General features: G+C 68.6%; 16 protein-coding genes. 7 read left to right on the forward strand and 9 right to left on the reverse strand.

What is annotated here, in order from left to right:
* The first annotated feature begins 170 nt into the window (after positions 1–170).
* On the forward strand, positions 171–1,418 hold the full coding sequence (locus FA90_RS05570) for a zinc-dependent alcohol dehydrogenase (RefSeq protein ID WP_036174293.1): 1,248 nt from the start codon (positions 171–173) through the stop codon (positions 1,416–1,418).
* Between the two features lie 17 nt (positions 1,419–1,435).
* Here FA90_RS05570 and FA90_RS27590 read toward each other — a convergent pair whose 3' ends face one another.
* The 5 genes from FA90_RS27590 to FA90_RS05595 all read right to left on the reverse strand — a co-directional run bounded on the left by FA90_RS27590 (position 1,436) and on the right by FA90_RS05595 (position 6,395).
* Positions 1,436–2,089: an ATP-binding cassette domain-containing protein gene (locus tag FA90_RS27590; protein WP_307170728.1), complete on the reverse strand. Its 654-nt coding sequence runs from the start codon at positions 2,087–2,089 to the stop codon at positions 1,436–1,438.
* 7 nt (positions 2,090–2,096) lie between these two features.
* Positions 2,097–3,314 (reverse strand): acyl-CoA dehydrogenase family protein, encoded by a 1,218-nt coding sequence (locus FA90_RS05580; RefSeq protein WP_036166776.1) that lies wholly within the window; start codon positions 3,312–3,314, stop codon positions 2,097–2,099.
* 175 nt (positions 3,315–3,489) lie between these two features.
* Complete coding sequence (locus FA90_RS05585; RefSeq protein ID WP_036166779.1) at positions 3,490–4,176, reverse strand: haloacid dehalogenase type II; 687 nt, start codon at positions 4,174–4,176, stop codon at positions 3,490–3,492.
* A 66-nt stretch (positions 4,177–4,242) separates the two neighbouring features.
* The gene (locus FA90_RS05590) at positions 4,243–5,568 is read right to left on the reverse strand and encodes a glycosyltransferase family 9 protein (RefSeq protein WP_307170731.1); all 1,326 of its coding nucleotides are present in this window, start codon (positions 5,566–5,568) and stop codon (positions 4,243–4,245) included.
* A 200-nt stretch (positions 5,569–5,768) separates the two neighbouring features.
* The gene (locus FA90_RS05595) at positions 5,769–6,395 is read right to left on the reverse strand and encodes a LysE family translocator (RefSeq protein ID WP_036166782.1); all 627 of its coding nucleotides are present in this window, start codon (positions 6,393–6,395) and stop codon (positions 5,769–5,771) included.
* Between the two features lie 139 nt (positions 6,396–6,534).
* Here FA90_RS05595 and FA90_RS05600 point away from each other — a divergent pair, with 139 nt between their 5' ends.
* The 5 genes from FA90_RS05600 to FA90_RS05620 all read left to right on the forward strand — a co-directional run bounded on the left by FA90_RS05600 (position 6,535) and on the right by FA90_RS05620 (position 13,852).
* Positions 6,535–7,380, forward strand: a complete 846-nt coding sequence (locus FA90_RS05600; protein WP_051971462.1) for a metallophosphoesterase — start codon at positions 6,535–6,537, stop codon at positions 7,378–7,380.
* Between the two features lie 252 nt (positions 7,381–7,632).
* The gene (locus FA90_RS05605; RefSeq protein WP_081933674.1) at positions 7,633–9,033 is read left to right on the forward strand and encodes an amino acid permease; all 1,401 of its coding nucleotides are present in this window, start codon (positions 7,633–7,635) and stop codon (positions 9,031–9,033) included.
* Between the two features lie 215 nt (positions 9,034–9,248).
* Positions 9,249–10,715 (forward strand): iron-containing redox enzyme family protein, encoded by a 1,467-nt coding sequence (locus FA90_RS05610; protein WP_036166788.1) that lies wholly within the window; start codon positions 9,249–9,251, stop codon positions 10,713–10,715.
* 81 nt (positions 10,716–10,796) lie between these two features.
* A complete protein-coding gene (cphA, locus tag FA90_RS05615; RefSeq protein WP_036166792.1) occupies positions 10,797–13,430 on the forward strand; it encodes a cyanophycin synthetase in 2,634 nt (877 codons plus the stop codon).
* A 122-nt stretch (positions 13,431–13,552) separates the two neighbouring features.
* Positions 13,553–13,852: a hypothetical protein gene (locus tag FA90_RS05620; protein WP_156116599.1), complete on the forward strand. Its 300-nt coding sequence runs from the start codon at positions 13,553–13,555 to the stop codon at positions 13,850–13,852.
* A gap of 92 nt (positions 13,853–13,944) precedes the next feature.
* On the opposite strand, the gene cphA (FA90_RS05625) is transcribed toward FA90_RS05620, so the two are convergent.
* The 4 genes from cphA (FA90_RS05625) to FA90_RS05640 all read right to left on the reverse strand — a co-directional run bounded on the left by cphA (FA90_RS05625) (position 13,945) and on the right by FA90_RS05640 (position 19,121).
* Complete coding sequence (gene cphA / locus FA90_RS05625) at positions 13,945–16,584, reverse strand: cyanophycin synthetase (protein WP_036166798.1); 2,640 nt, start codon at positions 16,582–16,584, stop codon at positions 13,945–13,947.
* Positions 16,581–17,501, reverse strand: a complete 921-nt coding sequence (locus FA90_RS05630) for a cyanophycinase (RefSeq protein ID WP_081933675.1) — start codon at positions 17,499–17,501, stop codon at positions 16,581–16,583. The genes cphA (FA90_RS05625) and FA90_RS05630 overlap by 4 nt, the downstream gene beginning before the upstream one ends.
* A gap of 8 nt (positions 17,502–17,509) precedes the next feature.
* Positions 17,510–18,421: an isoaspartyl peptidase/L-asparaginase gene (locus tag FA90_RS05635; protein ID WP_051971463.1), complete on the reverse strand. Its 912-nt coding sequence runs from the start codon at positions 18,419–18,421 to the stop codon at positions 17,510–17,512.
* A 244-nt stretch (positions 18,422–18,665) separates the two neighbouring features.
* Positions 18,666–19,121 carry a DUF2244 domain-containing protein gene (locus FA90_RS05640; RefSeq protein WP_051971464.1) on the reverse strand — a complete coding sequence of 152 codons (456 nt, stop codon included), beginning with the start codon at positions 19,119–19,121 and terminating at the stop codon, positions 18,666–18,668.
* Between the two features lie 219 nt (positions 19,122–19,340).
* On the opposite strand from FA90_RS05640, the gene FA90_RS05645 reads away from it, so the two are divergent.
* A complete protein-coding gene (locus FA90_RS05645) occupies positions 19,341–20,591 on the forward strand; it encodes an Hsp70 family protein (protein WP_036166804.1) in 1,251 nt (416 codons plus the stop codon).
* Positions 20,592–20,594 lie beyond the last annotated feature (3 nt).

The following is a 20,594-nucleotide window of genomic DNA, read 5'->3' on the forward strand; positions in this document are numbered from 1 at the left end:
AAGCCTCAAATGTAACGAAAAACTGGCTGCGGAGCAAACTGAGTCGGCAGTTTTCCCTCCCGGCGATAGGCTTGCGCGGCGGTTCCGTAACCGGCGGTAACGTGCGGGGTGTCCAAAATCACGCTGATATGATGATTCTCATTCCCTGACACGAGCCCGAGAGGACCATGATGAAAGCAGTCGTATTCCACGCCATCGGCGACATTCGCCTCGACGACGTCCCCGAACCGCAGATCCGGGATCCGCAGGACGCGATCGTGCGCATCACCACCAGCGCCATCTGCGGCACCGACCTGCACTTCGTGCGCGGCACCTTCAGCGGCATGAAGCAGGGCACCATCCTCGGCCACGAGGCGGTCGGCGTGGTCGAGAGCATCGGCCCCAACGTGCGCAACCTGTCGATCGGCGACCGCGTCGTGATCCCCTCGACCATCGCCTGCGGCTACTGTTCGTATTGCCGTTCCGGCTATTACGCCCAGTGCGACAACGCCAACCCGGGCGGGAAGACGGCCGGCACCGCCTTTTACGGCGGCCCGGAAGCGGCCGGCGGCTTCGACGGTCTGCAAGCCGAAAAGGCGCGCGTGCCGTTTGCCAACGTCAACCTGGTGCGCCTGCCCGACGAAGTCACCGACGATCAGGCGATCCTGCTGTCCGACATCGTCCCGACCGGCTGGTTCGGCGCCGACATGGCCAACATCAAGCACGGTCACACGGTCGCGGTGTTCGGCTGCGGCCCGGTCGGCCAGTTCGCGATCGCCTCGGCGATGCTGATGGGCGCCGGGCGCGTGCTGGCGATCGACCACCTGCACGACCGCCTCGACATGGCGCGCCGCCAGGGCGCCGAGATCATCAACTACGACGAGGAAGATCCAGTCCAGACCATCCTCGACCTGACCGGCGGCGTCGGCGTCGATTGCGTGATCGATGCGGTCGGCGTGGACGCCGAATGCCCGCACCACGGCCCGGCGGCGAAAAAGGCCGAGGAAAAGAAAGCCGACTTCCAGGAAGAAGTGCAGAAGATCGCTCCCGAGCAGCACCCCGACGGCAAGAACTGGGTGCCGGGCCAGGCGCCGTCGCAGGCCCAGGAATGGGCGGTGCAGGCGCTGGCCAAGGCCGGCACGCTGTCGATCATCGGCGTGTACCCGCCGGCCGACAATTTCTTCCCGATCGGCGCGGCGATGAACAAGAACCTGACGATCCGGATGGGTAATTGCAACCACCGTAAGTACATCCCGGACCTGGTCGAGCTGGTGCGCACCGGCGCGTTCGACCCGACCGCGATCATCACCCAGCGCCAGGAGATGCATTCGGCCATCGACGCCTACAAGGAATTCGACCTGCGCCAGCCGGGCTGGCTGAAGGTCGAACTGATCCCGTCGCGCGAAGGGGCGCCGGCGCCCGTCGGCAAGCCGACCTGATCAAGCCTAGCTGATCGTTACGCGGCCAGGCCGAGGTCGAGCGCCGCCAGCATCCGGGACGGCACGTCGGCCGATGGCGACCTGCCGTCCCGGATGCTGCGGCGGCAGGCGGTCGCCGCGCCCGCGCGCCTGGTGGCGCAGCGTGGCGCCCTCGTAGTCCTTGCGGTAGCGTCCGCGCCGCTGCAGCTCCGGCACCACCAGCTCGACCACGTCGCGCATCGATTCGTGGGCCACGGCGAAGGCCAGGTTGAAGCCGTCGGCGCCGGTGTTGTCCTGCGCTGCGCCAGGCGCGGCGCGTTCAGGCGGCCGTGCAGCCGCAGCGGAAAGGCGACGTTGTCGAACACGCTCAGGTTGCGCAGCAGGTTGAACTGCTGGAAGATCATGCCGATGTCCTGGCGCGCCGCGCGCAGCGCGGGTTTCGACAGCGCGGTCAACTCGCGCCCGGCCACTTCGGCCCGGCCGGCGTCGGGGCGCTCGAGCAGGTTGATCATGCGCAGCAGCGTCGACTTGCCGGCGCCGCTGCGCCCGGCGATGCCGAAGATCGCGCCGCGCCGCACGCTCAGGTCGATGCCGCGCAGCGCGTTCACGGTCCCGCCGGGGAGCGCGAAGGACTTGGCGAGGTTCGACAGGCGGATGATCGGATCGGCGGCCATGGTTGCTCGGTGGTTCACGGGTGGCTCACGAATACGGCGTCGGTTCGGGCAGGCTGCCGTCCAGCGCATAGCGGCCCAGGTCGCGCAGCTTGTAGTCGACCGGGTCATGCAGCGTGTGCACGCGGGCATTGCGCCAGAAGCGGTCGAAGCCGTACTGCGCCCCGGTCGAGCGCGCCCCGGTCAATTCGAACAATTGGCTGCCGATGTCGAGCGCGGCGCGGTGCGCCAGCACCTTGGCTTCGGCCACCGCCACCGCGACTTCGCCGCGTCCGGCCGCATCCAGGCCGGCGCCGCGGCGCCAGGCGGCGTCCAGCTTGCGCCCGGCCTCGTCGGCCAGTACCTGGGCCGGGCGCACTAGCAAGTGGAACTGGCCGAAGCGGTGCTGGATGAAGGGGGCGTCGACCGCCGCCGCGACGCCGGAGGCGATCCAGGGCCGCGCCCCCTCGCGCAGGTAGCCGCGCGCGGCGTTCAAGGCGCCTTCGGCCAGGCCGAGATACAGGTTGACCAGCACCAGCTGCGCCACCTGCGAGCGCAGCGTTGCCTGCGCGCTGGCCGGCTTGCCCGGCGCCCGCAGCACGTCTTCCTCGGGCAGCAGCACGTCCTTGAAGTGGACGTTGCCGCTGTCGGTCTGGCGCTGGCCGAACGCGTCCCAGTCGGCCTGTACCTCGATGCCGGCCTGGCGCGCCGGCAGCACGCCGATCAGCGGCGCGCCAGCCAGCGGGTCCCAGGCCGAGACGGTCAGCCGGTCCGCGCCGACCGAACCCGAGGCGAAGCTTTTCACGCCGTTCAGTACCCAGCCGCCGGCGCTGGGCGTGGCGATCAGGCGCTTGTCGAGCGGGTTGAGCGCATTGCCCCAGAAGTGGCGTGCGGCGATGGTCTCGGCGTACAGGCGGCGCTGCTGGCGCGCGTTGCCGTACAGCGTCAGGCCGGCCAGCTGCAGGTGGTGAAAGCCGAGCAGGTGGGCCAGCGCGCTGTCCGCGCGGGCGACGATGCGCACCGCCTGGTAGACCGTGCTCCAGTCGGCGCCGATGCCGCCGTACTCGCGCGGCACCGACAGCGCCAGCAGGCCGGAGTCGCGGATCCACTCGCGCTCGTGCGCCGCGTGGCCTCCCGCGCGGTCGCGCTCGACGGCGCTGGCGGCGAGACGCCCGGCCAGCGCCTCGGCGGCGGCGGGGGCATCGAAATCTTCAATCGGTTCCTCGAACGGAGCCGGTGGCGAAACCTTGGAAATGGCCAGGGGCATGGTGAATATCCTGTTCAGTGACCGCGCCAGTATTGCAAACGACGATGGCTGCGTGAACGAAGATATTCAGGATTGCATATTTGCTAAACGCTAAAACGAAAAGCGGATAGGCAAGCGCGCCGGTGCCGGTGCCGGTGCGGGCGCACTGCGGGCCGGCCGCGGCGGCGTCCCGGCGTCAGGCGCCGAGGCGGTCGGCCAGCTCGCCCAGGTCGGCCACGTCCAGGGTCGGACGGTCGGCCAGCGGGAACGGGCGTTCGCCGTCGCGCGCGACGAAAGCGGTCTGCAGGCCGGCCCAGCCGGCGCCGGCCGTGTCCCAGCCGTGCGCGGCGACCAGCATGGCCTGGCCAGGCGTCACGCGCATGCGCCGCACCGCCTCCAGGTAGACGCGCGCATGCGGCTTGTAGACGCCCACTTCGTCGACGCTGAAGGCGGCGTCGAAGTAGCGGGCGATGCCGGCATAATCGAGCTGGGCGCGCAGGCCGGCCGTGGTCGAATTGGACAGCGCCGCCATGCGCACGCCCGCTGCGCGCAGGCGCGCGAGCGCGGGCGCCACGTCCGGGTGCGCGGGCAGGCGCGTGATCGGGCGGAGCGCGGCCGCGGCCTGCGCGGGGGCCAGCTCGATGCCCTTGCCGGCGGCCAGCATGCACAGCACGGCGGTGCCGATCTCGGGCAGCGGCGCGTGGCGCCCGGCCAGGCTCATCGCCATCGCGTGCTGCAGCATCGTGGTGAACCACAGCTTGGGACTGTCGGCGCCGGGCAGGATGGCGCGGATGCTGGCTTGCAGCGGCGCCAGGTCGAGCAAGGTCTGGTTGATGTCGAACAGCAGCAGGGCGGGGCGGTTCGGATTGGCGGCATCACGCATACGTTAGCGGCTGGGAAGTGGCGATGGCCTATTGTGGCCCCCGGCCGGCCCAACCGGGCGCACGCTTCACGCGCCGTGCGCCGTCGTGGTCTCCGTTGCCCCAGCAGCCGGCGCATGCCGCGCCAGCACGTCCATGACCTCCAGCACGCCGATGCGGTCGACCCAGTCCTGCGCGCGCTGCACCGTGATGACGGTGCTGTTGGCCTTGTCGATCGGCGCCCAGTGCGGGGTTTTCTGGCGCATCAGCGCGATCACGGGGACGTGCACGGCATTGGCCAGGTGCATGACCGCGGTCTCGACCGAGACGATCAGGCTGCACAGGCTCAGCACGGCCGGGAGCTGGAAAAAGTTGTCCTCGGCGCTGAACAGGTGGGTGCGATCGAGCCCGGCGGCGGCAAACAGCGCGCGCGCCCGCGCCAAATCTTCCGGGACCACGTTGACCACGAAACCCGCCCCGCGCCAGGCTTGCTGGGCCTGCATTGCGCGGATCAGTTCGATGATGCGGTCGAGCGGCCAGCTGCGCTCGACCGATTTGGAATAGGCGTTCAGGAACAGCACGGGCGGCGCGCCCGGGCCGGTGGCGAAACCCCAGGCGGCGAACTGCGCGCGCGCGTAGCGGCGCCAGCGCTCGCCGACGGCCAGCACCGGGAAGCGCGCCGCCGGGGCGATGTGCAGGCCGAACAGGCGCGCGAACCAGCCGGCATAGATGTCGCTGATGTGCTGGCCGCCGTATGCGGACGAGGGCAGCGCCAGAATGAAGGCGTCCAGCCTGCGGTAGATGGTCTTCTTGAAGAAGTCGAAGCGGCGCACCGGCTTTTTTTGTCCGACCACGAAACCCTGCGGACTGATCTTGCGGGCCAGGATCGCGTACTTGTGGCGCTCGAGTTCGGCCAGCGAGACGACGACGGGATAGCCTTCGCGCCGGGCCTCGGCCAGCGAGCGGCGGTACAAGGCCGGGCTGTAGGTCTCCTTGTAGACCTTGTCGAAACACGGGCACTCGTCGAGCCAGTCGTACAGCGCGTATTTTTTCAGGTGCGGCCAGGCGGCAGGCTTGCGCGTGCGGCGGCGCTCGTCGACCCACAGGTGGATTTTCAGCTGCGGGTGGGCCTGCGCAAAGGCCTGGAAGCAGCTTTGCAGGTAAGTGAAGTCGCCCAGCGCCAGGTGCGCGATGAACAGGATCTTGTCGGCGCCGGCCAGCAGGGTCGGATCGATTAGCGGCGGCTCGCCTGCGGGGACGGACGCTGCGGCCTGGCTGACGACGTGGCTGGCCGCATCGATCGCCGCAGGGATCGCGGCCCGCTGGCCCGGCGGGTGCGCCGCGTCGATGCCGGAAGCGGTCGCATGGGGCGCCGGACGAGCGGCGGCGGCAAGGGCTTGGCGGCGTTCGATCACGTGCGCTCTCCGTGGTGATATTGCAATGTCGGTTATTATATTTTGGAATCGTGACACCGGGTCGTCGACGCCCGTAAAAGTGTGTAAAGCCCGGTTGCGACCTTAGCATGTGCCGGCAGCGGTGTCGTATGCGTGCGCTATCGTGTTGCGTTCGATGGGCAACGGCGAGCGCGGAAACGACAGTGTCGCGCGTAGGCGCGTCAGCGCGCGACGATCAGGCGCACGCCGAGTCCGATGAAGATCGCCCCGGCGATGCGGTCGAGCCACATGCCGGCACGCGGCCTGCGGCCCAGCCAGGCGCCGACGGCGCCGGAAAAGAAGCCGAGCAGTCCGAACAGGATGGCCGCCTGGACCGTGAACACGATGCCGAGCAGGCCGGTCTGCACGTTGGCGTCACCGCGCCCGGCGGCCACGAACTGGGGCAGGAACGACAGGAAGAACAGCGCGACTTTCGGATTGATGGCGTTGGCGAACACCCCGCGCAGGAACAGCGTGCGCGCGGATTCCACCACGCCCTCGGCGCGCCCGACCGCCGCGCCGCCCCGGCTGCGGATCGCCTTGAATCCCATCCATGCCAGGTACAGGCCGCCGCACACCTTGAGCGCCGCGAACGCCAGCGGCGAGGCCGCGATCAGGGCGCTCACCCCGATCACGGCCAGCAGCGTATGGCTCAGGCACCCGAGCGCGCAGCCCAGGCCGAAGGCCATCCCGCGTGCGCGTCCCTTGGCCATGCCGATCCCCAGCACCATCATGTTGTCCGGCCCCGGGGACAAGGTCAGCAGGATGGCGGCGGCGAGGAAAGCGAAGAACTGGTCGGGCGTCAGCATGGCCGGTCGGGGGAGGATAACGGGACCCGCATCTTACCCGGCCTTGCGTGCCGGCACTACCATTCATGGCACGGTGATTGCAAAAGCGCGCCTGGCGCCCCGGGTCCAGTGTAAAGTTACGGTTTTGCAAGATAATCGTATGCCAAAAGCGAAACGTAACCGCTTCGTCCAGGGCGCCACCGAGCGCCTGCTGGGCGCGGTCCTCGCGGGCGGGGTCGCCGCGCGCCTGAGCTACCGGCTCGGCGGGCTGGGCCGCGTCGGCGTTACCCGCCACGAGGTCGCGCTGCCGCCCGGGCTGCGCCTGGCGCGCCCGCTGCGCGTCGGTTTCGCGTCCGATTTCCACGCCGGCCCGACCACCGCCCCGGCCCTGTTCGACGACCTGCTGGCGGCGATCCGGCGCGAAGCGCCCGACGTGCTGCTGCTGGGCGGCGACTACGTCTCGTTCGCCGCGCACCATATCGATGCGTTGCAAGCCTTCCTGCGCGCTGCGCATGCGCCTTTCGGCACCTTTGCGGTGCTCGGCAACCACGACGTGTGGAACGGGCGCGCGTGCGTCGAGGCCGGTTTGCGCGATGCCGGCATCGAGGTGCTGGTCAACCGCAGCCTGCCGCTGCCGGAACCGTTCGGGTCGGTCAGCATCTGCGGCATCGACGATCCCTGGCTGGGCGCGCCCGCGGCCGGCCCCACGTTCGCGCAGGCCGGCCCGGTGCGCATCTACCTGATGCATTCGCCCGACGGGTTGCACTGGCTGGACGGCCAGCAGTTCGCGCTCGGCCTGGCCGGCCACACGCACGGCGGCCAGATCGCCCTGCGCGACGGCACGCCGCTGTTCCACGCCGGCGGCCCATGGTCGCGCGAGCACACCTACGGCCGCTTCGAGCTGCCGGGCAACGGTACCCTGGTCGTAAGCCGCGGCGTCGGCTGCTCGGCGATTCCGCTGCGCATGAACGCCGATCCGGAGCTGCTGATCTGTACGCTCGCCTGAGCGTCGCCGCCCCGGCAATGAGATGTCAGCGTCCATCATCGGGTCTGTTTTGGGACTGTCATGCTCCCAGGGTTGAATTTTTGAGTATTTCCTTTGATTCTCGATAACTTAATGGCGATAATGTGACGCCACAGATGCTTCCGCCCGGCATTGTTCTTGCATGCTGTACGGGTGCAGGCCCGCGACCGAGAGGAGACGGTGTACATAACAACCAGGTCCCGGGATCTATCTACTATCGTATTGGAGAACGCAGTGAGTCTTTTCAGAACCAAGAATCTCGACAACATGGTGGCCAGCACGCAGGCGCCCGGCGGCCTGAAGAAAGTGCTGGGGCCGATGGACCTGATCCTGATGGGGATCGGGGCGATCGTCGGCACCGGCATCTTCGTGCTGACCGGCACCGGTGCGCTGACCGCCGGTCCGGCGCTGACGATTTCCTTCATCGTCGCCGCGATCGCCTGCGGCTTCGCCGCCATGTGCTATGCCGAGTTCGCGTCGACGGTGCCCGTGGCCGGTTCGATCTATACCTATAGTTATGCCGTGCTGGGCGAAGTGGTGGCCTGGATGATCGGCTGGGACTTGCTGCTCGAATATGGCTTGGCGACCTCGACCGTGGCGGTCGGCTGGTCGGGCTACTTCCAGTCGCTGCTGCACGGCTACGGACTGGACCTGCCGACGGCCCTCAGCGCCGCTCCGGGCGCGCGCGTGGGCGTGCACACGGTGATGAACCTGCCGGCGCTGTGCATCATGCTGTTCCTGACCTGGATGCTGTCGCTGGGCGTGCGCGAATCGGCGCGCGTCAACAACGTCATGGTGGCGATCAAGATGACCATCGTGCTGCTGTTCATCATCTTCGGCTTCGGCCACGTCAACACCGCCAACTGGCAGCCGTACGCGCCGTTCGGCGCCTCGGGCATCATGAGCGCCGCCGCGCTGGTGTTCTTCGCCTTCATCGGCTTCGACGCGGTGACCTCGGCCGCCGAGGAAGTCAAGCGTCCGGCGCGCGACCTGCCGATCGGCATCATCGGTTCGCTCGGCATCTGCACGCTGCTCTACGTCGTGGTGGCCGCCATCATGACCGGCATCGTGCCGTTCCAGAAGTTTGCCGGCGTCGACCACCCGGTCTCGCTGGCGCTCGAATACGCCGGCGTGAACTGGCTGGCGCAGTGGACCAACGTCGGCGCGATCCTCGGCATGACCACCGTGATGCTGGTGATGGCCTACGGCCAGACCCGCATCCTGTTCGCGATGTCGCGCGACGGCCTGCTGCCGGCCAAGCTCTCCACCGTGCACCCGAAATACGGCACCCCGTACTTCGCGACCTGGCTGGTCGGCATCGTGTTCGGCGTGATCGCCGCCTTCGTGCCGCTCAACGTCCTGGCCGAGCTGGTCAACATCGGCACTTTGGCCGCTTTCTGCCTGGTGTCGGTGTCGGTGATCGTGCTGCGCAAGAAGCGCCCGGACCTGAAGCGCGCGTTCCGCTGCCCGGGCGTGCCGGTGGTGCCGGCCATCGCCGTGGTGTTCTGCCTGGCGCTGATGTCCTTCCTGTCGGCCCTGACCTGGATCGCCTTCCTGGTCTGGCTGGTGCTGGGTCTGGTCGTGTACTTCGGTTATGCACGTAGCCGTTCGGCATTGAACGGTGTGACCCAGTAATAGACCATGCGTGGCGGCATGCCGCCACCTGTCCGAAGCCGGGTTCATGCCCGGCTTTTTTCATTTTCGCGGGGCGTTTCCGGGTCAACTCAGCAGCTGGTGAATCAATGCAATTTTTGTAAGTTCTGTCTGACATGGACAGAAGGTTCCTACCGATTACGCCAGGATTGCCGGGTGCGCATAATCGGATTAGAACATTTACTAGAAGATTCATCATGAACCAGACTTTTGTGGCGGAGACCCGCACGGCACAAGCCAATACCTCGGCCCGCCTGATCCAACCCCCGCGCTCGAAAGCGCTGTACTTCTCGCTGCTCGACACGCCGGATGGCGCCGCCGTCGCCGCCGCGCGCGACTACCTGCGCGCCCAGATCGAAGTGGCGCGCGCCGAGCCGGCCGACCTGCCCGACACGGTCGCCGAGCTGCCGGGCTGGATCCACGGCCGCGCCGAGAGCGTCGGCCTGGCCTACCGCGAATACCTGGCCGGCCGCAAGCAGGGCGCCCCGCGCCGCTACTTCGGCAGCATGTCGCACGCGCTGTACTTCCTGAAAGGCGCGGCGCCGACCAAGCTGGTCGACGGCGCCTGGCTGTACGGCACGCTGTCGCACTGGGAAAACCCCGATTTCCACGCGCTGATCAAGACCTACCTGGAAGAGCTGGGCGACGGCGTGCCCGACAAGAACCACGTCACGCTGTACCGCCGCCTGCTGGCCGCGCATGGCTGCGAACACTGGGAGTCGCTGTCCGACGAACATTTCGTGCAGGGCGCGATCCAGCTGGCGCTGGCCTACAACGCCGACGCCATGCTGCCCGAGATCGTCGGCTACAACCTCGGCTACGAACAGCTGCCGCTGCACCTCCTGATCACTTCGTACGAGCTGAACGAGCTGGGCATCGACCCGTATTACTTCACGCTGCACGTCACCGTCGACAACGCCGGCAGCGGCCATGCGCACAAGGCCGTGGTGGCGCTGCGTAACCTGATGGCGCAGTCGAGCGACCCTGCGGCGTTCTACCGCCGCGTGCTGGACGGCTACCGCCTGAACGAGCTGGGCGCCGGCACCAGCGCCATCATCGGCTCGTTCGACCTGGAAGCGGAACTGGTCGAGATCTTCCGCGCCAAGGCCGTGATCGGCCAGAACATGCACTCGGACTACTGCCGCGTGGGCGGACGCTCGGTCAACGACTGGCTGTCCGATCCCGAGCAGACTCCTGGTTTCCTGCGCGCCCTGGAAGACGCGGGCTGGATCCAGCGCGGCCAGGAAGTCGAGCAGAGCCGCTTCTGGCGCCTGATCCAGGGCGAGCGCGCCGAGATGTTCGGCGTGTTCTCGAGCTACGAGCAGCAGGTCCTGCGCGACTGGATCGTCACCCCGGTCGAGGCCGATTGCGCGGTGCGCACCGGCCGCGTGCTGAGCCACCGCGCGCGCCAGCGCACGCTCGACAAGCTGAACCAGGCGAACGCGCGCAGCGGCTATCCGGAGCGCGGCCTGATCCGCCGCCGCAACGCCGGCGCCGAGGTCGCCGGCGACAACGAACTGCGCCAGCTCGAGGAGCGCGTCGCCGCCGCCACCGGCAAGCCGGAGGCGATGTCCATGCTGGCGCGCCTGATGTCGCCTTCAGTGCATCATACGGCCATCGGGCTCATGGCTAGCCGCATGTATTCGCGCCTGCTGGACGCCTGAATAGCGACAACTGAAGACATAAGCGACACGCGAGGACGCGGCCGGGAGGCACGCGTCCCGTTTCCATGACAAGGATTTTCTGTGCAGATACTCGAACAACGTTTCCTGCGTGGCCCCAACATCCACGCGGACACTCCATGCCTGCTGTCCGTGCTCGACCTTGAAGACCTGTACGGCGTCTCGACCCGCGAACTTCCTCAATTTACCGAAGCCCTGCTGAACCTGCTGCCCTCGCTGGCGGACTACCTGGTCCCGACCGGCCAGCCGGGCGGTTTCGCCCAGCGCCTGCGCGAAGGCACCTACCTGGCGCGCGTGATCGAACACGTCACGCTCGGCCTGCAATGCCTGGCCGGCGCCCCGGTCGCCTTCGGGCGCACGCGCCCGGTCACCGGCGAGCCCGGCCTGTACCGCATCGTCTGCGCGTACCAGATCGAAAAGCTGGCCCAGCCGGCCTTCGCGCTGGCGGTCGAGATCGTCGACGCGCTGGCCCACGATGAACCCTTCGAACTCGAAGCGCCCCTGCAGGAGCTGCGCGAGCTGGCCGAACACTATGCGATCGGCACCAGCACGGCGGCGGTGCTGGCCGCGGCGCGCGAGCGCAACATCCCGGTCCAGCGCATCACCGAGGACGCCAACCTGTTCCAGCTCGGCTGGGGCGTCAAGCAAAAGCGCATCCAGGCCACCATCACCGGGGACACCAGCAACATCGCGGTGCGCATCGCCAGCGACAAGCAGCTGACCAAGCAGCTGCTGGCCGAAGCGGGCGTGCCGGTGCCCAAGGGCGAGACGGTCGGCTCGATCGAGGAAGCCTTGAGCGTCGCGCGCCGCCTGGACGCGCCGGTGACCGTCAAACCACTCGACGCCAACCAGGGCAAGGGCGTGACCGTGAACTGCCGCAGCGCGGCCGAGATCGAGCAGGCCTACGCGTTCGCGCGCAAGCATGGCCGTCGGATCATCGTCGAGCGCTTCATCGAGGGCGAGGACTACCGCGTGCTGGTCGCCGGCGGCAAGGTCGCCGCGGCCTCGCGCCGGCACCCTGCGCACGTGGTGGGCGATGGCCAAACCAGCATCCAGGACCTGGTCGCGCGCGAGAACGAGAACCCCGCGCGCGGCGAGGGCCACACCAACATCCTGACCCAGATCCGCATCGACGCCCATGCCGAAGACCTGCTGCGCAAGCAGGGCTACGCGCCGGACGCGGTCCCGCCCGAGGGCGCCACGGTCTGGCTGCGCGGGAACGCCAACCTGTCCACCGGCGGCACCGCCGAGGACGTGACCGACCTGCTGCCCGAATCCACGCAGCGCCTGTGCGTGCGCGCGGCTTCCAAGATCGGCCTGGACGTGGCCGGCATCGACATCGTCTGCCGCGACATCTCCCAGCCGCTGGCCGAGCAGGGCGGCGCCGTGATCGAAGTGAACGCCGCGCCCGGCATCCGCATGCACCAGTACCCGGGTAGCGGCACGCCGCGCGACGCCGGCGACGCGATCGTCGACGGCCTGATGGGCAATTCGGACGGGCGCATCCCGATCATCGCCTGCACCGGCACCAACGGCAAGACCACCACCACGCTGCTGATGGCGCACACCGCGCGCCTGACCGGGCGCGTCACCGGCGCGACCACCACCCATGGCGTGTACGTCGACGGCAAGCAGATCGTCAAGGGCGACTGCACCGGCTACTGGTCGGCGCGCACCGTGCTGGCTTCGCCGGATGTCGAGATCGCCGTGCTGGAAACGGCGCGCGGCGGCATCCTCAAGCGCGGCCTGGCGTTCGACAAGTGCGACGTCGGCATGGTGCTGAACGTCTCTCCGGACCACCTCGGCCTGGACGGCGTCGACACCGTGGAAGACCTGGCGCAAGTGAAAGCCGTGGTGCCGCTGTCGGCCACGCGCGCGGTCGTGCTCAACGCCGAAGACGCGCTGTGCGTGGCAATGGCGCGGCGCGTGCACCCGGACGTCGAGATCATCTATTTTTCGATGGAAGCCGACAATCCGGTGCTGCTGCGCCACCTGGAAGAGGGCGGCCGCGCCACCTACTTGCAGGACAATGCGATCGTGATCGCCGACGCCACCTACCACCAGCAGCTGGTGCGGGTGGAGTCGATGCCGATCGCGATGGGAGGCCGCGCGCGCTACAACATCGCCAACAGCCTGGCCGCCGCGGCCGGCCTGCTGGCGGCCGGGTTCTCGAACCTGCAGATCGCGACCGGCCTGTCGACGTTCGTCAGCGACGGCAAGAACAACCCGCTGCGCACCAACGTGTTCGACGTGCGCGGCGTGACCGTGATCATCGACTACGCCCACAACCCGGCCGCCTACCGCGCGATGGCCGAGCTGGGGCGCTCGCTGCTGCCGGGCCAGCTGGTCGGCGTGATCTCGGCGCCGGGCGACCGCCGCGACGACGACCTGCGCGAAGTCGGCCGCGTGTGCGCCGCCAGCTACGACGAGATCGTGGTCTACGAATCGGCCTCGCGCGGGCGCGCGCACGGCGAGACGCTCGACCTCATCATGCAAGGGGCGGAGGAAGCGGTGGGCAAGAGCGATACGCTGCACCGCGTGCCCGACGTGGCCGAGGCGGCGCGGCGCGGCCTGGCCCTGTGCCAGCGCGGCGACGTGCTGCTGTTTTCGTGCGCGACCACGGTCAAGGATTTCGCCGATGCGATCCGCACGGTGGACCCGGAAAGCGCCGAGAAGATCGAGGCGCAGATCGGGTGAGGGAGTTCGCCTCCGCGCGCCTTTCGCCGGCACGCGGACGCAGGCAGTACGGCGGGCCATCCGGCCCGTTTTTTTTATAATTACAACAAGGAGACGGAGAGTTGGCTCAGTTGGAAACCCAGTTGCAAAAAAAGGAACGCAGGACCAAGCCGTATTTGATTTTGTCGGTCGCCGTGGTGATGAGCGCGCTGCTGCTGTCGGCGCTCTGGCACGTGCCCTACATCGATACCCTGACGGCGTTCGCCGGCCTGGCCTTCGTCGGCCACCTGATCACGGTCGACGAGGACATGCCGGGCGGATGGAACAACCCGGACGGCAAGTCGCCCTTGCGCTGGCGCGGGCTGGTCGTCAAGGGCGCGCTGCTGGTGCTGCTGGCGGCATGCGAGATCGGGGTGCCGGCGCTGAGGGAGTTCGGCGCCTGAGGTAAGGGTTGACGCACGACTGCGCGGCGTATGGAGTGAAACGCCCCATCCGGCTTCGGATGGGGCGTTTGGTTTTGCGGCGCCGGGCAGGCTTACACGACCTGCGCCTCGATCCTGCTGGCGGTGGCCGGCGACGTCGGCCGGATGGCGTCGGTCAGTTCGCTGATCGACGAGCCGCAGCCGAACACCAGCACGTCGCCCGGTACGCAGCGCGCCAGGCCGGCGCGGATCGCGGCGTGCACGTCGAGTTCGACCTGCAAGTGGTCCAGCTCGAACCTGCCCTGGCGCGCACCCTGCAGCAGCAGCTGCGATACCGTACCGGCGGCGCGGCCGCGGTTCTCGGTTTCGTAGATCACCAGCTCGTCGAAGCCGGCCGCGCAGGTCTCGCCGATCTCGACCAGGTCGGCGTCGCGGCGATCGCCCGGCGCCGCCACCACGCCGACCACGCGGCCCGGCGTCATCTCGCGCGCGGTCGCGGCCAGGGCGGCGTAGGCGGCGCTGTTGTGGGCGTAGTCGAAGATGACGGTCACGCCGTCGACGTCGAACACGTTCGAGCGCAGCGGGTTGTGCTTCCAGTCGGAGACGAAGGTGCGCAGGCCGTCGATGATCTCGAGGTTGCCAAAGCCGGTCGCGGCCAGCGCGCCAACGGCCGCCAGGCTGTTGGCGATGTTGTAGCGCGCCGCGCCCTTGAGCGTGACCGGCATGCTGCGCACGTCGAGCAGCGCCTCGTGGCGCGCGCCGTTGGCCAGCACGATGGCTTCATCCTGCAGGTAGACCGCGCGCCCGCCCTGTTCGAGGTGGCGCAGCAGTACCGGGTTCTCGGCGTCGAGCGAGAAGTAGAGCACCTCGACCTCGTCGGCGAGGCGGCGCGCCATGGCGACGCAGCGGTCGTCCTCGGCGTTGAGCACCACCGCGCGGCTGGCGCGCTGCGCCACCGTGAACTTCACGTTGGCGAGTTCTTCCACGGTGTCGATGCCGTCCAGCCCGAGGTGGTCGCTGGTCACGTTCAGGACCACGGCGACGTCGCACTTGTCGTAGGCCAGGCCGCGCTTGAGGATGCCGCCGCGCGCCGTCTCCAGCACGGCCAGCTCGACGTCCGGCGAACTGAGCACGGTGCGCGCCGAGCGGAATCCGGTGCAGTCGCCGGCGCTGATGCGCTGGCCGTCGATGAACACGCCTTCGGTGGTGGTCACGCCGGTGCGCAGGCCGGCCATCCGCGTCGCGTGGGCGATCATCAGCGTGGTGGTGGTCTTGCCGTTGGTGCCGGTCACGGCGACCACCGGAATGCGGCCGTCGTCGGCGCCGAACAGCGCCTCGACGATGGCGTCGCCGGCGTCGCGCGCGGTGCCGCGGCTGGGGTACTGGTGCATGCGGATGCCGGGCGCGGCGTTGACTTCGATGATGCCGCCGCGCTGCTCGCGCAGGCTCCGGCCGATGTCTTCGCAGACGATGTCGATGCCGGCCACGTCCAGGCCGATGGTGCGCGCGGCGCGGATGCAGATGTCGCGCGTCTCTTCCGGCAGCGCATCGGTCACGTCCTCGGCGGTGCCGCCGGTGGACAGGTTGGCGTTGCCGCGCAGTTCGACCGTGGCGCCCGGTTCGGGCACGGACTCGAACGTCAGGCCTTGCTTGGCCAGCACGTCTTCGGCCAGCGCATCCATCGGGATCCTGGTCAGGATGTTGGTGTGGCCGTCGCCGCGCGCCGGGTTGCGGTTTTCGATCTCGACCAGTGCGCGCACGCTGTGGCGCCCGTCGCCGGTGACGTGCGGCGGACGGCGCCACGAGGCGGCGGCGATCTTCTTGCCGGTCACGAGCACGCGGTAGTCGCGCCCGCGCAAGTGTTCTTCGACGATCACGTGGCGGCCGTATTTCTGGGCGAATTCGAAGGCGCGCTCGACGTCTTCCGGCGTCGTGCAGGCCACGGTCACGCCCTTGCCCTGGTTGGCGTCGAGCGGCTTGACGGTGACGGCGCCGTGGTTGGCGATGATGCGGCGCGCCACGCGCTGGGCCTGCTGCAGCGTGGTGACGGTGTCGCCAACCGGGACCGGGCAGCCGGCCTGGTCCAGCAGGGCCTTGGTCAGCTGCTTGTCGCTGGCGATGCCGACCGCGATATTGCTGGTGGCGCCGGTGATGGTCGCTTGCAGGCGTTTCTGGCGGCTGCCCCAGCCGAGCTGGAACAGGTTAGCGTTGTCGGTCAGGCGCAGGCTCGGGATGCCGCGCTTGTGGGCGGCAGCCAGCACGGCGGCGGTCGAGGTGCCGATCGCGTGGCGGCGCGCGCTCTCGCGCAGTGCTTCCAGGGCCGGCTCGAGCTCGAGGCGTTCGCCTTGCGCGATCGCGCGGATCATGCGGCGGCCCAGGGCCAAGGCCTCGGTCGCGACCTGTTCGATCGCGTAGCCGCACACCACCCGTGCCGCTTTTTGCGAATGGGCGGGGTTCGCAGGGTTGACGATGGTGCGGCTGAACTCGGCGGGGGCGCCGGCCAGGCGCTGCAGTTGCATCACGATCGGCTCGAGCGCGTCGAGCGGCGACTGGCAGTCGGACAAGCGCGCCGACGGTTCCGGCGCCATGCCGGGCAGCAGCTCGAGCAGGCGCGCGCCCAGGCCGGGAATGCAGTCCGGCAGCGCATTGGCCGCATGCCCGGCCTGGTCGTCGAGGTCGATCACGGCCAGCAGGCAGGGGGTGGCGGCATACAGGTTGGGACCGCGCAGGACGCGTTGTTCAGTGATTCTCATGAAAGCGGATTCCGTTTCGTTACATTTTCAATAAATTCGAGCAGGGACGCCGGGATGCGCGTGCGGTCCTCGCCTTCACGCGGCAGGGTGTACTTGCTGCCCGACGGCAGCAGATGCAGGCGCACGTCGATCAGTTCCGGCGTCTCGCGGTTCGAGATGTCGGCGATGTTGGTGCTCATCTGGCGGCCGTCGACGATGGTCACGGCGCCCTGGCCGAGCACCTCGATGCCGACGCCGCGCTCGACCACCAGCGCGGTGTCCTCGTCGATGCCGATCCCCTGCAGATACGGGTTCTGCGCCACCACCGACAGCAGGCGCGACAGGCGCTGGCGTTCCGAGAAGTGCTGGTCGACCACGACCTTGTGCAGGAAGCCCAGGCCCGCGCCGAGGCTGACCGAGCCTTTTTCCGGGTGCAGTTCGGCGCGGCCCTGGGCCAGCATGTGGCCCGACATGGCCGACGCGCCGGCGCTGGTGCCGCCGATGCAGGCGCCGCGCAGCTTGAGCGCGGCGTGCATTTCTGCGTCGAGCGCGGTGCCGCCGATGATGGCGAGCAGACGCTTCTGGTCGCCGCCGGTCATGAAGATGCCGGTCGCATCGACGATGTCCTTGATGTAGTCTTCGTTGTTGGCGTCGTGGCGGCTCTGCAGGTGCAGGTGCCTGCGGTTTTCCACACCCAGTTCGCCGAAGGTGCGGTCGTAGGTGTCCCACATGTCTTCGGCCACCGTGCTGGCGGCCGTGATGACGACGATCCTGGCCTCGGCGCCGCCGGACAGCTCGACGAAGCGCTTGAGGATGTCCATGTCGTTCTGCTTGTCCTCGTGGCCGCCGATGATGACCAGGTGGCCATGGCTGTGGGCGATCTGTTCGGCTTGCGTGGCCTGGCGGCTCGCCTGGTCGGGTACGTTCTCGTTGGTCATGGCGGTTGTCAAGGTTGGATGATCGTTGCTTGCGGCATGTCGCGGTTGGCGTGGACGGCAGCCTCGGTGCGCGAGACGGCGATCAGGCCGACGGCGATGGCCGGGTCGAACAGGTCGACGCCGCGCTTCAGGGCTTGCTCGAGCGGCATGCCGTCCTCGATCCAGCCGTACACGGTGCGCGCCAGCAGGTGGCGCACGATCTGTTCGCCGATGCCGGTGGCGGCCACGGCGCCCAGCTTGCCGGCATAAAAGCCGCTGCCGATGATCGGCGAGTCGCCCACGCGTCCCAGCAGCGAGGGCGCCGAGCCGCCGGTCGAGACGGCGACGGCGAAATGCCCGTCCGGTGCGCGCACCACGGCGCCGACCGTGTCGCAGGCCATGTGTTCGGGCAGGTTCAGCGGGCTTTGGTAGTTCCAGAAGCGCAGGAAGGCCTGGTTGCTCACGCCCGGCATGGCCGGCACCGTCCCGGCCAGTTCCTTCAATACCTTCTGGTGCGCTTCGCGCTGGTGCTCGGAGATCTGGTCCCAGGTCGGGTGGCGGATCGCGTCGGCGAAGCGCCTGGCGCCTTCGCCGGCCAGCAGCCAGTGCGGGCTGTCGGCCACCGCGCGCGCCAGCAGCACCGGGTTTTTCACGCCCTGCACGCAGGCGACCGCACCCAGGCGGCCGCGCGTGTCCATGACCGACGCATCCATCTCGACGGTGGCGCCGTCCAGGCACAGCACCGAACCGGAGCCGGCGTTGAAGCGGCCGTCGTCTTCCATGGTGGTGACGGCGGCCATCGCCGCCTCGAGCGCATCGCTGCTGAGCGCCAGTTCGTCGGCCGCGGCCCGGGCTGCGCGTTCGCAGCCGTCGTCGTAGTCGCGCGGGCTGCCGGCGCCGCCGTGCACGACGATCGCGTAGCCTTCCATCTCCTTGTTCATTCTTGTTCTCTCTGCCAATGTCATACCGCATTATGCAATTGATGCAGAATTTGTAACATCGGTACCCTCGCCGTGTGGTTGTAAGAGCCCGCTTACACCGATCAGCCAAGTCGACGGGAGATCAGAGTGAAACGCGCAGGGGTTTTTGTAGGACTGGGGGGCGAGCGGGCGCGCCAGGCAAAGGCCCGCGGTGTTTCGCAGGCGAAAGTTTGTGTCTTGACGGGTTATCGAGAGCTCAGGCCAATCACTGCATCGCCGACCTGCCGCGCAGCGCCTGGCGCAGCTCGCGTTCGACCTGGCACCGGCGCGCCTCGCTGACGAAGCGGCCGATCTCGACCTGGTCGCCGCGCGATTCGAGCCGGATCAGCGGCCGGCGCCGCTCGTCGGGCGCCAGCACCCGGGTCCAGAGCGGATCCAGGCGCGCCTGCCGGCAGCGGTCGGCCTGGACGCATTCGACCAGCAGGCAGGTGTCGGCAAGCAGGATGTGCTCGCGGTCGAGCGCATGGCGCGCGTAGACGATCAGCGCCAGCCCGACCAGCGCCAGCTCGAGCAGGCTGAATGCCAGCACCACCCAGATCCCGTGCAGCACCAGCAGGGCCAGGCCGACCGTCAGCGAAAACGCGCATAGCATGGCGTACGCCAGCGCCACCTGGCGCGGGGCCAGGGAACAATTTCGCTGCAGGGTCCATTCACGCGTCATCGCCGCTGCTCCGGGCTCGTTTCGCTCCATAGTCGGGGCCTCCGCCAATAGTGCTCATGCATTGCTGCGGCGCCAAGGCCTGCGCGGCGTCCTTACACTGTACGGGCCCGGGCCGGCCCGCACGATTGAAAATGTCGTGGCGGTGAGACAGCTTGGAGGAGATTCCGGTTCCCACTGGTTTCTGGTAACATCTCGCCCCTTTCCCCTCCAAAGGCTTCCATGGCGATCGCTTGCGGCGTCGATTTCGGCACATCCAATTCCACCGTCGGCTGGGTTCGTCCCGGCCAGCCCAGCCTGCTCCCGCTGGAAGACGGCAAGACCACCTTGCCCTCGGTCGTGTTCTTCAACGCCGACGAGGACGCGGTGCGCTATGGCCGCGCCGCGCTGCTCGACTACCTGGAGGGCTACGACGGGCGCCTGATGCGCTCCCTGAAAAGCCTGCTCGGCACGCCGCTGATGGAAGGCCAGACCGAGGTCGGCGGGCGCGCCTTGCCGTTCCGCCAACTGCTGGGCCAGTTCATCGGCGAACTCAAGGGACGCGCCGAGACGGCTGCCGGCCGCGAGTTTTCCAGCGTGGTGCTGGGCCGCCCGGTGTATTTCGTCGACGAGGATCCGGATGCCGACCGCCTGGCCGAGGACACGCTGGCCGGCATCGCGCGCGCCGCGGGTTTCAGCGACATCGCCTTCCAGTACGAGCCGATCGCGGCCGCCTTCGACTACGAATCGCGCATCGAGCGCGAGGAGCTGGTGCTGATCGCCGACATCGGCGGCGGCACCTCGGACTTTTCGCTGCTGCGCCTGGGCCCCGGCCGGCGCGAGCGCCTGGACCGGCGCGACGACATCCTGGCCACCGGCGGCGTGCACCTGGGCGGCACCGACTTCGACAAGTACCTCAGCCTGGCCGCGGTGATGCCGCTGCTCGGCTACGGCAGCAGCCTGGCTTCGGGCGCGGCGATCCCGTCGAGCTATTATTTCAACCTGGCGACCTGGCACACGATCAACCTGGCCTACACGCGCAAGAGCGTGGTGCAGCTCGACGACCTGGTGCGCGACGCGGCCGAGCCGGCCAAGTTGCGCCGCCTGCGCGCACTGGTCGAGGACCGCGCCGGCCACTGGCTGGCGATGCAGGTCGAGGGCGCCAAGATCGGCTTGTCGGGCGCCGAGCAAGTCGAGCTGGAGCTGGACCGCCTGTCGCCGCCCGAACGCCTGCGGGTCGAACGCGCGACCTTCGTCGACGCGGTCGAGGGGCTGGTCGACGGCATCGGCGCGGCGGTGCGGCGCCTGCTGGTCGAGGCCGGCGTAACGCCGGGGCAGGTCGACACCGTGTTCTTTACCGGCGGCTCGAGCGGCGTGGGCGCGCTGCGCGAACGCATCGCCGCCATCGTCCCGGACGCTCGGCGCGTCGAGGGCGACCTGTTCGGCAGCATCGGCGCCGGCCTGGCGATCGACGCCGTCCGCAAGTTCGGTTAATTG

It is taken from the genome of Massilia sp. 9096 (genome assembly GCF_000745265.1).
Lineage (GTDB): Bacteria > Pseudomonadota > Gammaproteobacteria > Burkholderiales > Burkholderiaceae_D > Telluria.

Coding starts and splice junctions, on each gene's coding strand:
- FA90_RS05600 (WP_051971462.1), top strand. CDS start 6,535: ATGCCAAAAGCGAAACGTAACCGCTTCGTCCAGGGCGCCACCGAGCGC.
- cphA (WP_036166798.1), bottom strand. CDS start 16,584: ATGAGAATCACTGAACAACGCGTCCTGCGCGGTCCCAACCTGTATGCC.
- FA90_RS05570 (WP_036174293.1), top strand. CDS start 171: ATGAAAGCAGTCGTATTCCACGCCATCGGCGACATTCGCCTCGACGAC.
- FA90_RS05585 (WP_036166779.1), bottom strand. CDS start 4,176: ATGCGTGATGCCGCCAATCCGAACCGCCCCGCCCTGCTGCTGTTCGAC.
- FA90_RS05630 (WP_081933675.1), bottom strand. CDS start 17,501: ATGACCAACGAGAACGTACCCGACCAGGCGAGCCGCCAGGCCACGCAA.
- FA90_RS05635 (WP_051971463.1), bottom strand. CDS start 18,421: ATGAACAAGGAGATGGAAGGCTACGCGATCGTCGTGCACGGCGGCGCC.
- FA90_RS05610 (WP_036166788.1), top strand. CDS start 9,249: ATGAACCAGACTTTTGTGGCGGAGACCCGCACGGCACAAGCCAATACC.
- FA90_RS05645 (WP_036166804.1), top strand. CDS start 19,341: ATGGCGATCGCTTGCGGCGTCGATTTCGGCACATCCAATTCCACCGTC.
- FA90_RS05595 (WP_036166782.1), bottom strand. CDS start 6,395: ATGCTGACGCCCGACCAGTTCTTCGCTTTCCTCGCCGCCGCCATCCTG.
- FA90_RS05580 (WP_036166776.1), bottom strand. CDS start 3,314: ATGCCCCTGGCCATTTCCAAGGTTTCGCCACCGGCTCCGTTCGAGGAA.
- FA90_RS05640 (WP_051971464.1), bottom strand. CDS start 19,121: ATGACGCGTGAATGGACCCTGCAGCGAAATTGTTCCCTGGCCCCGCGC.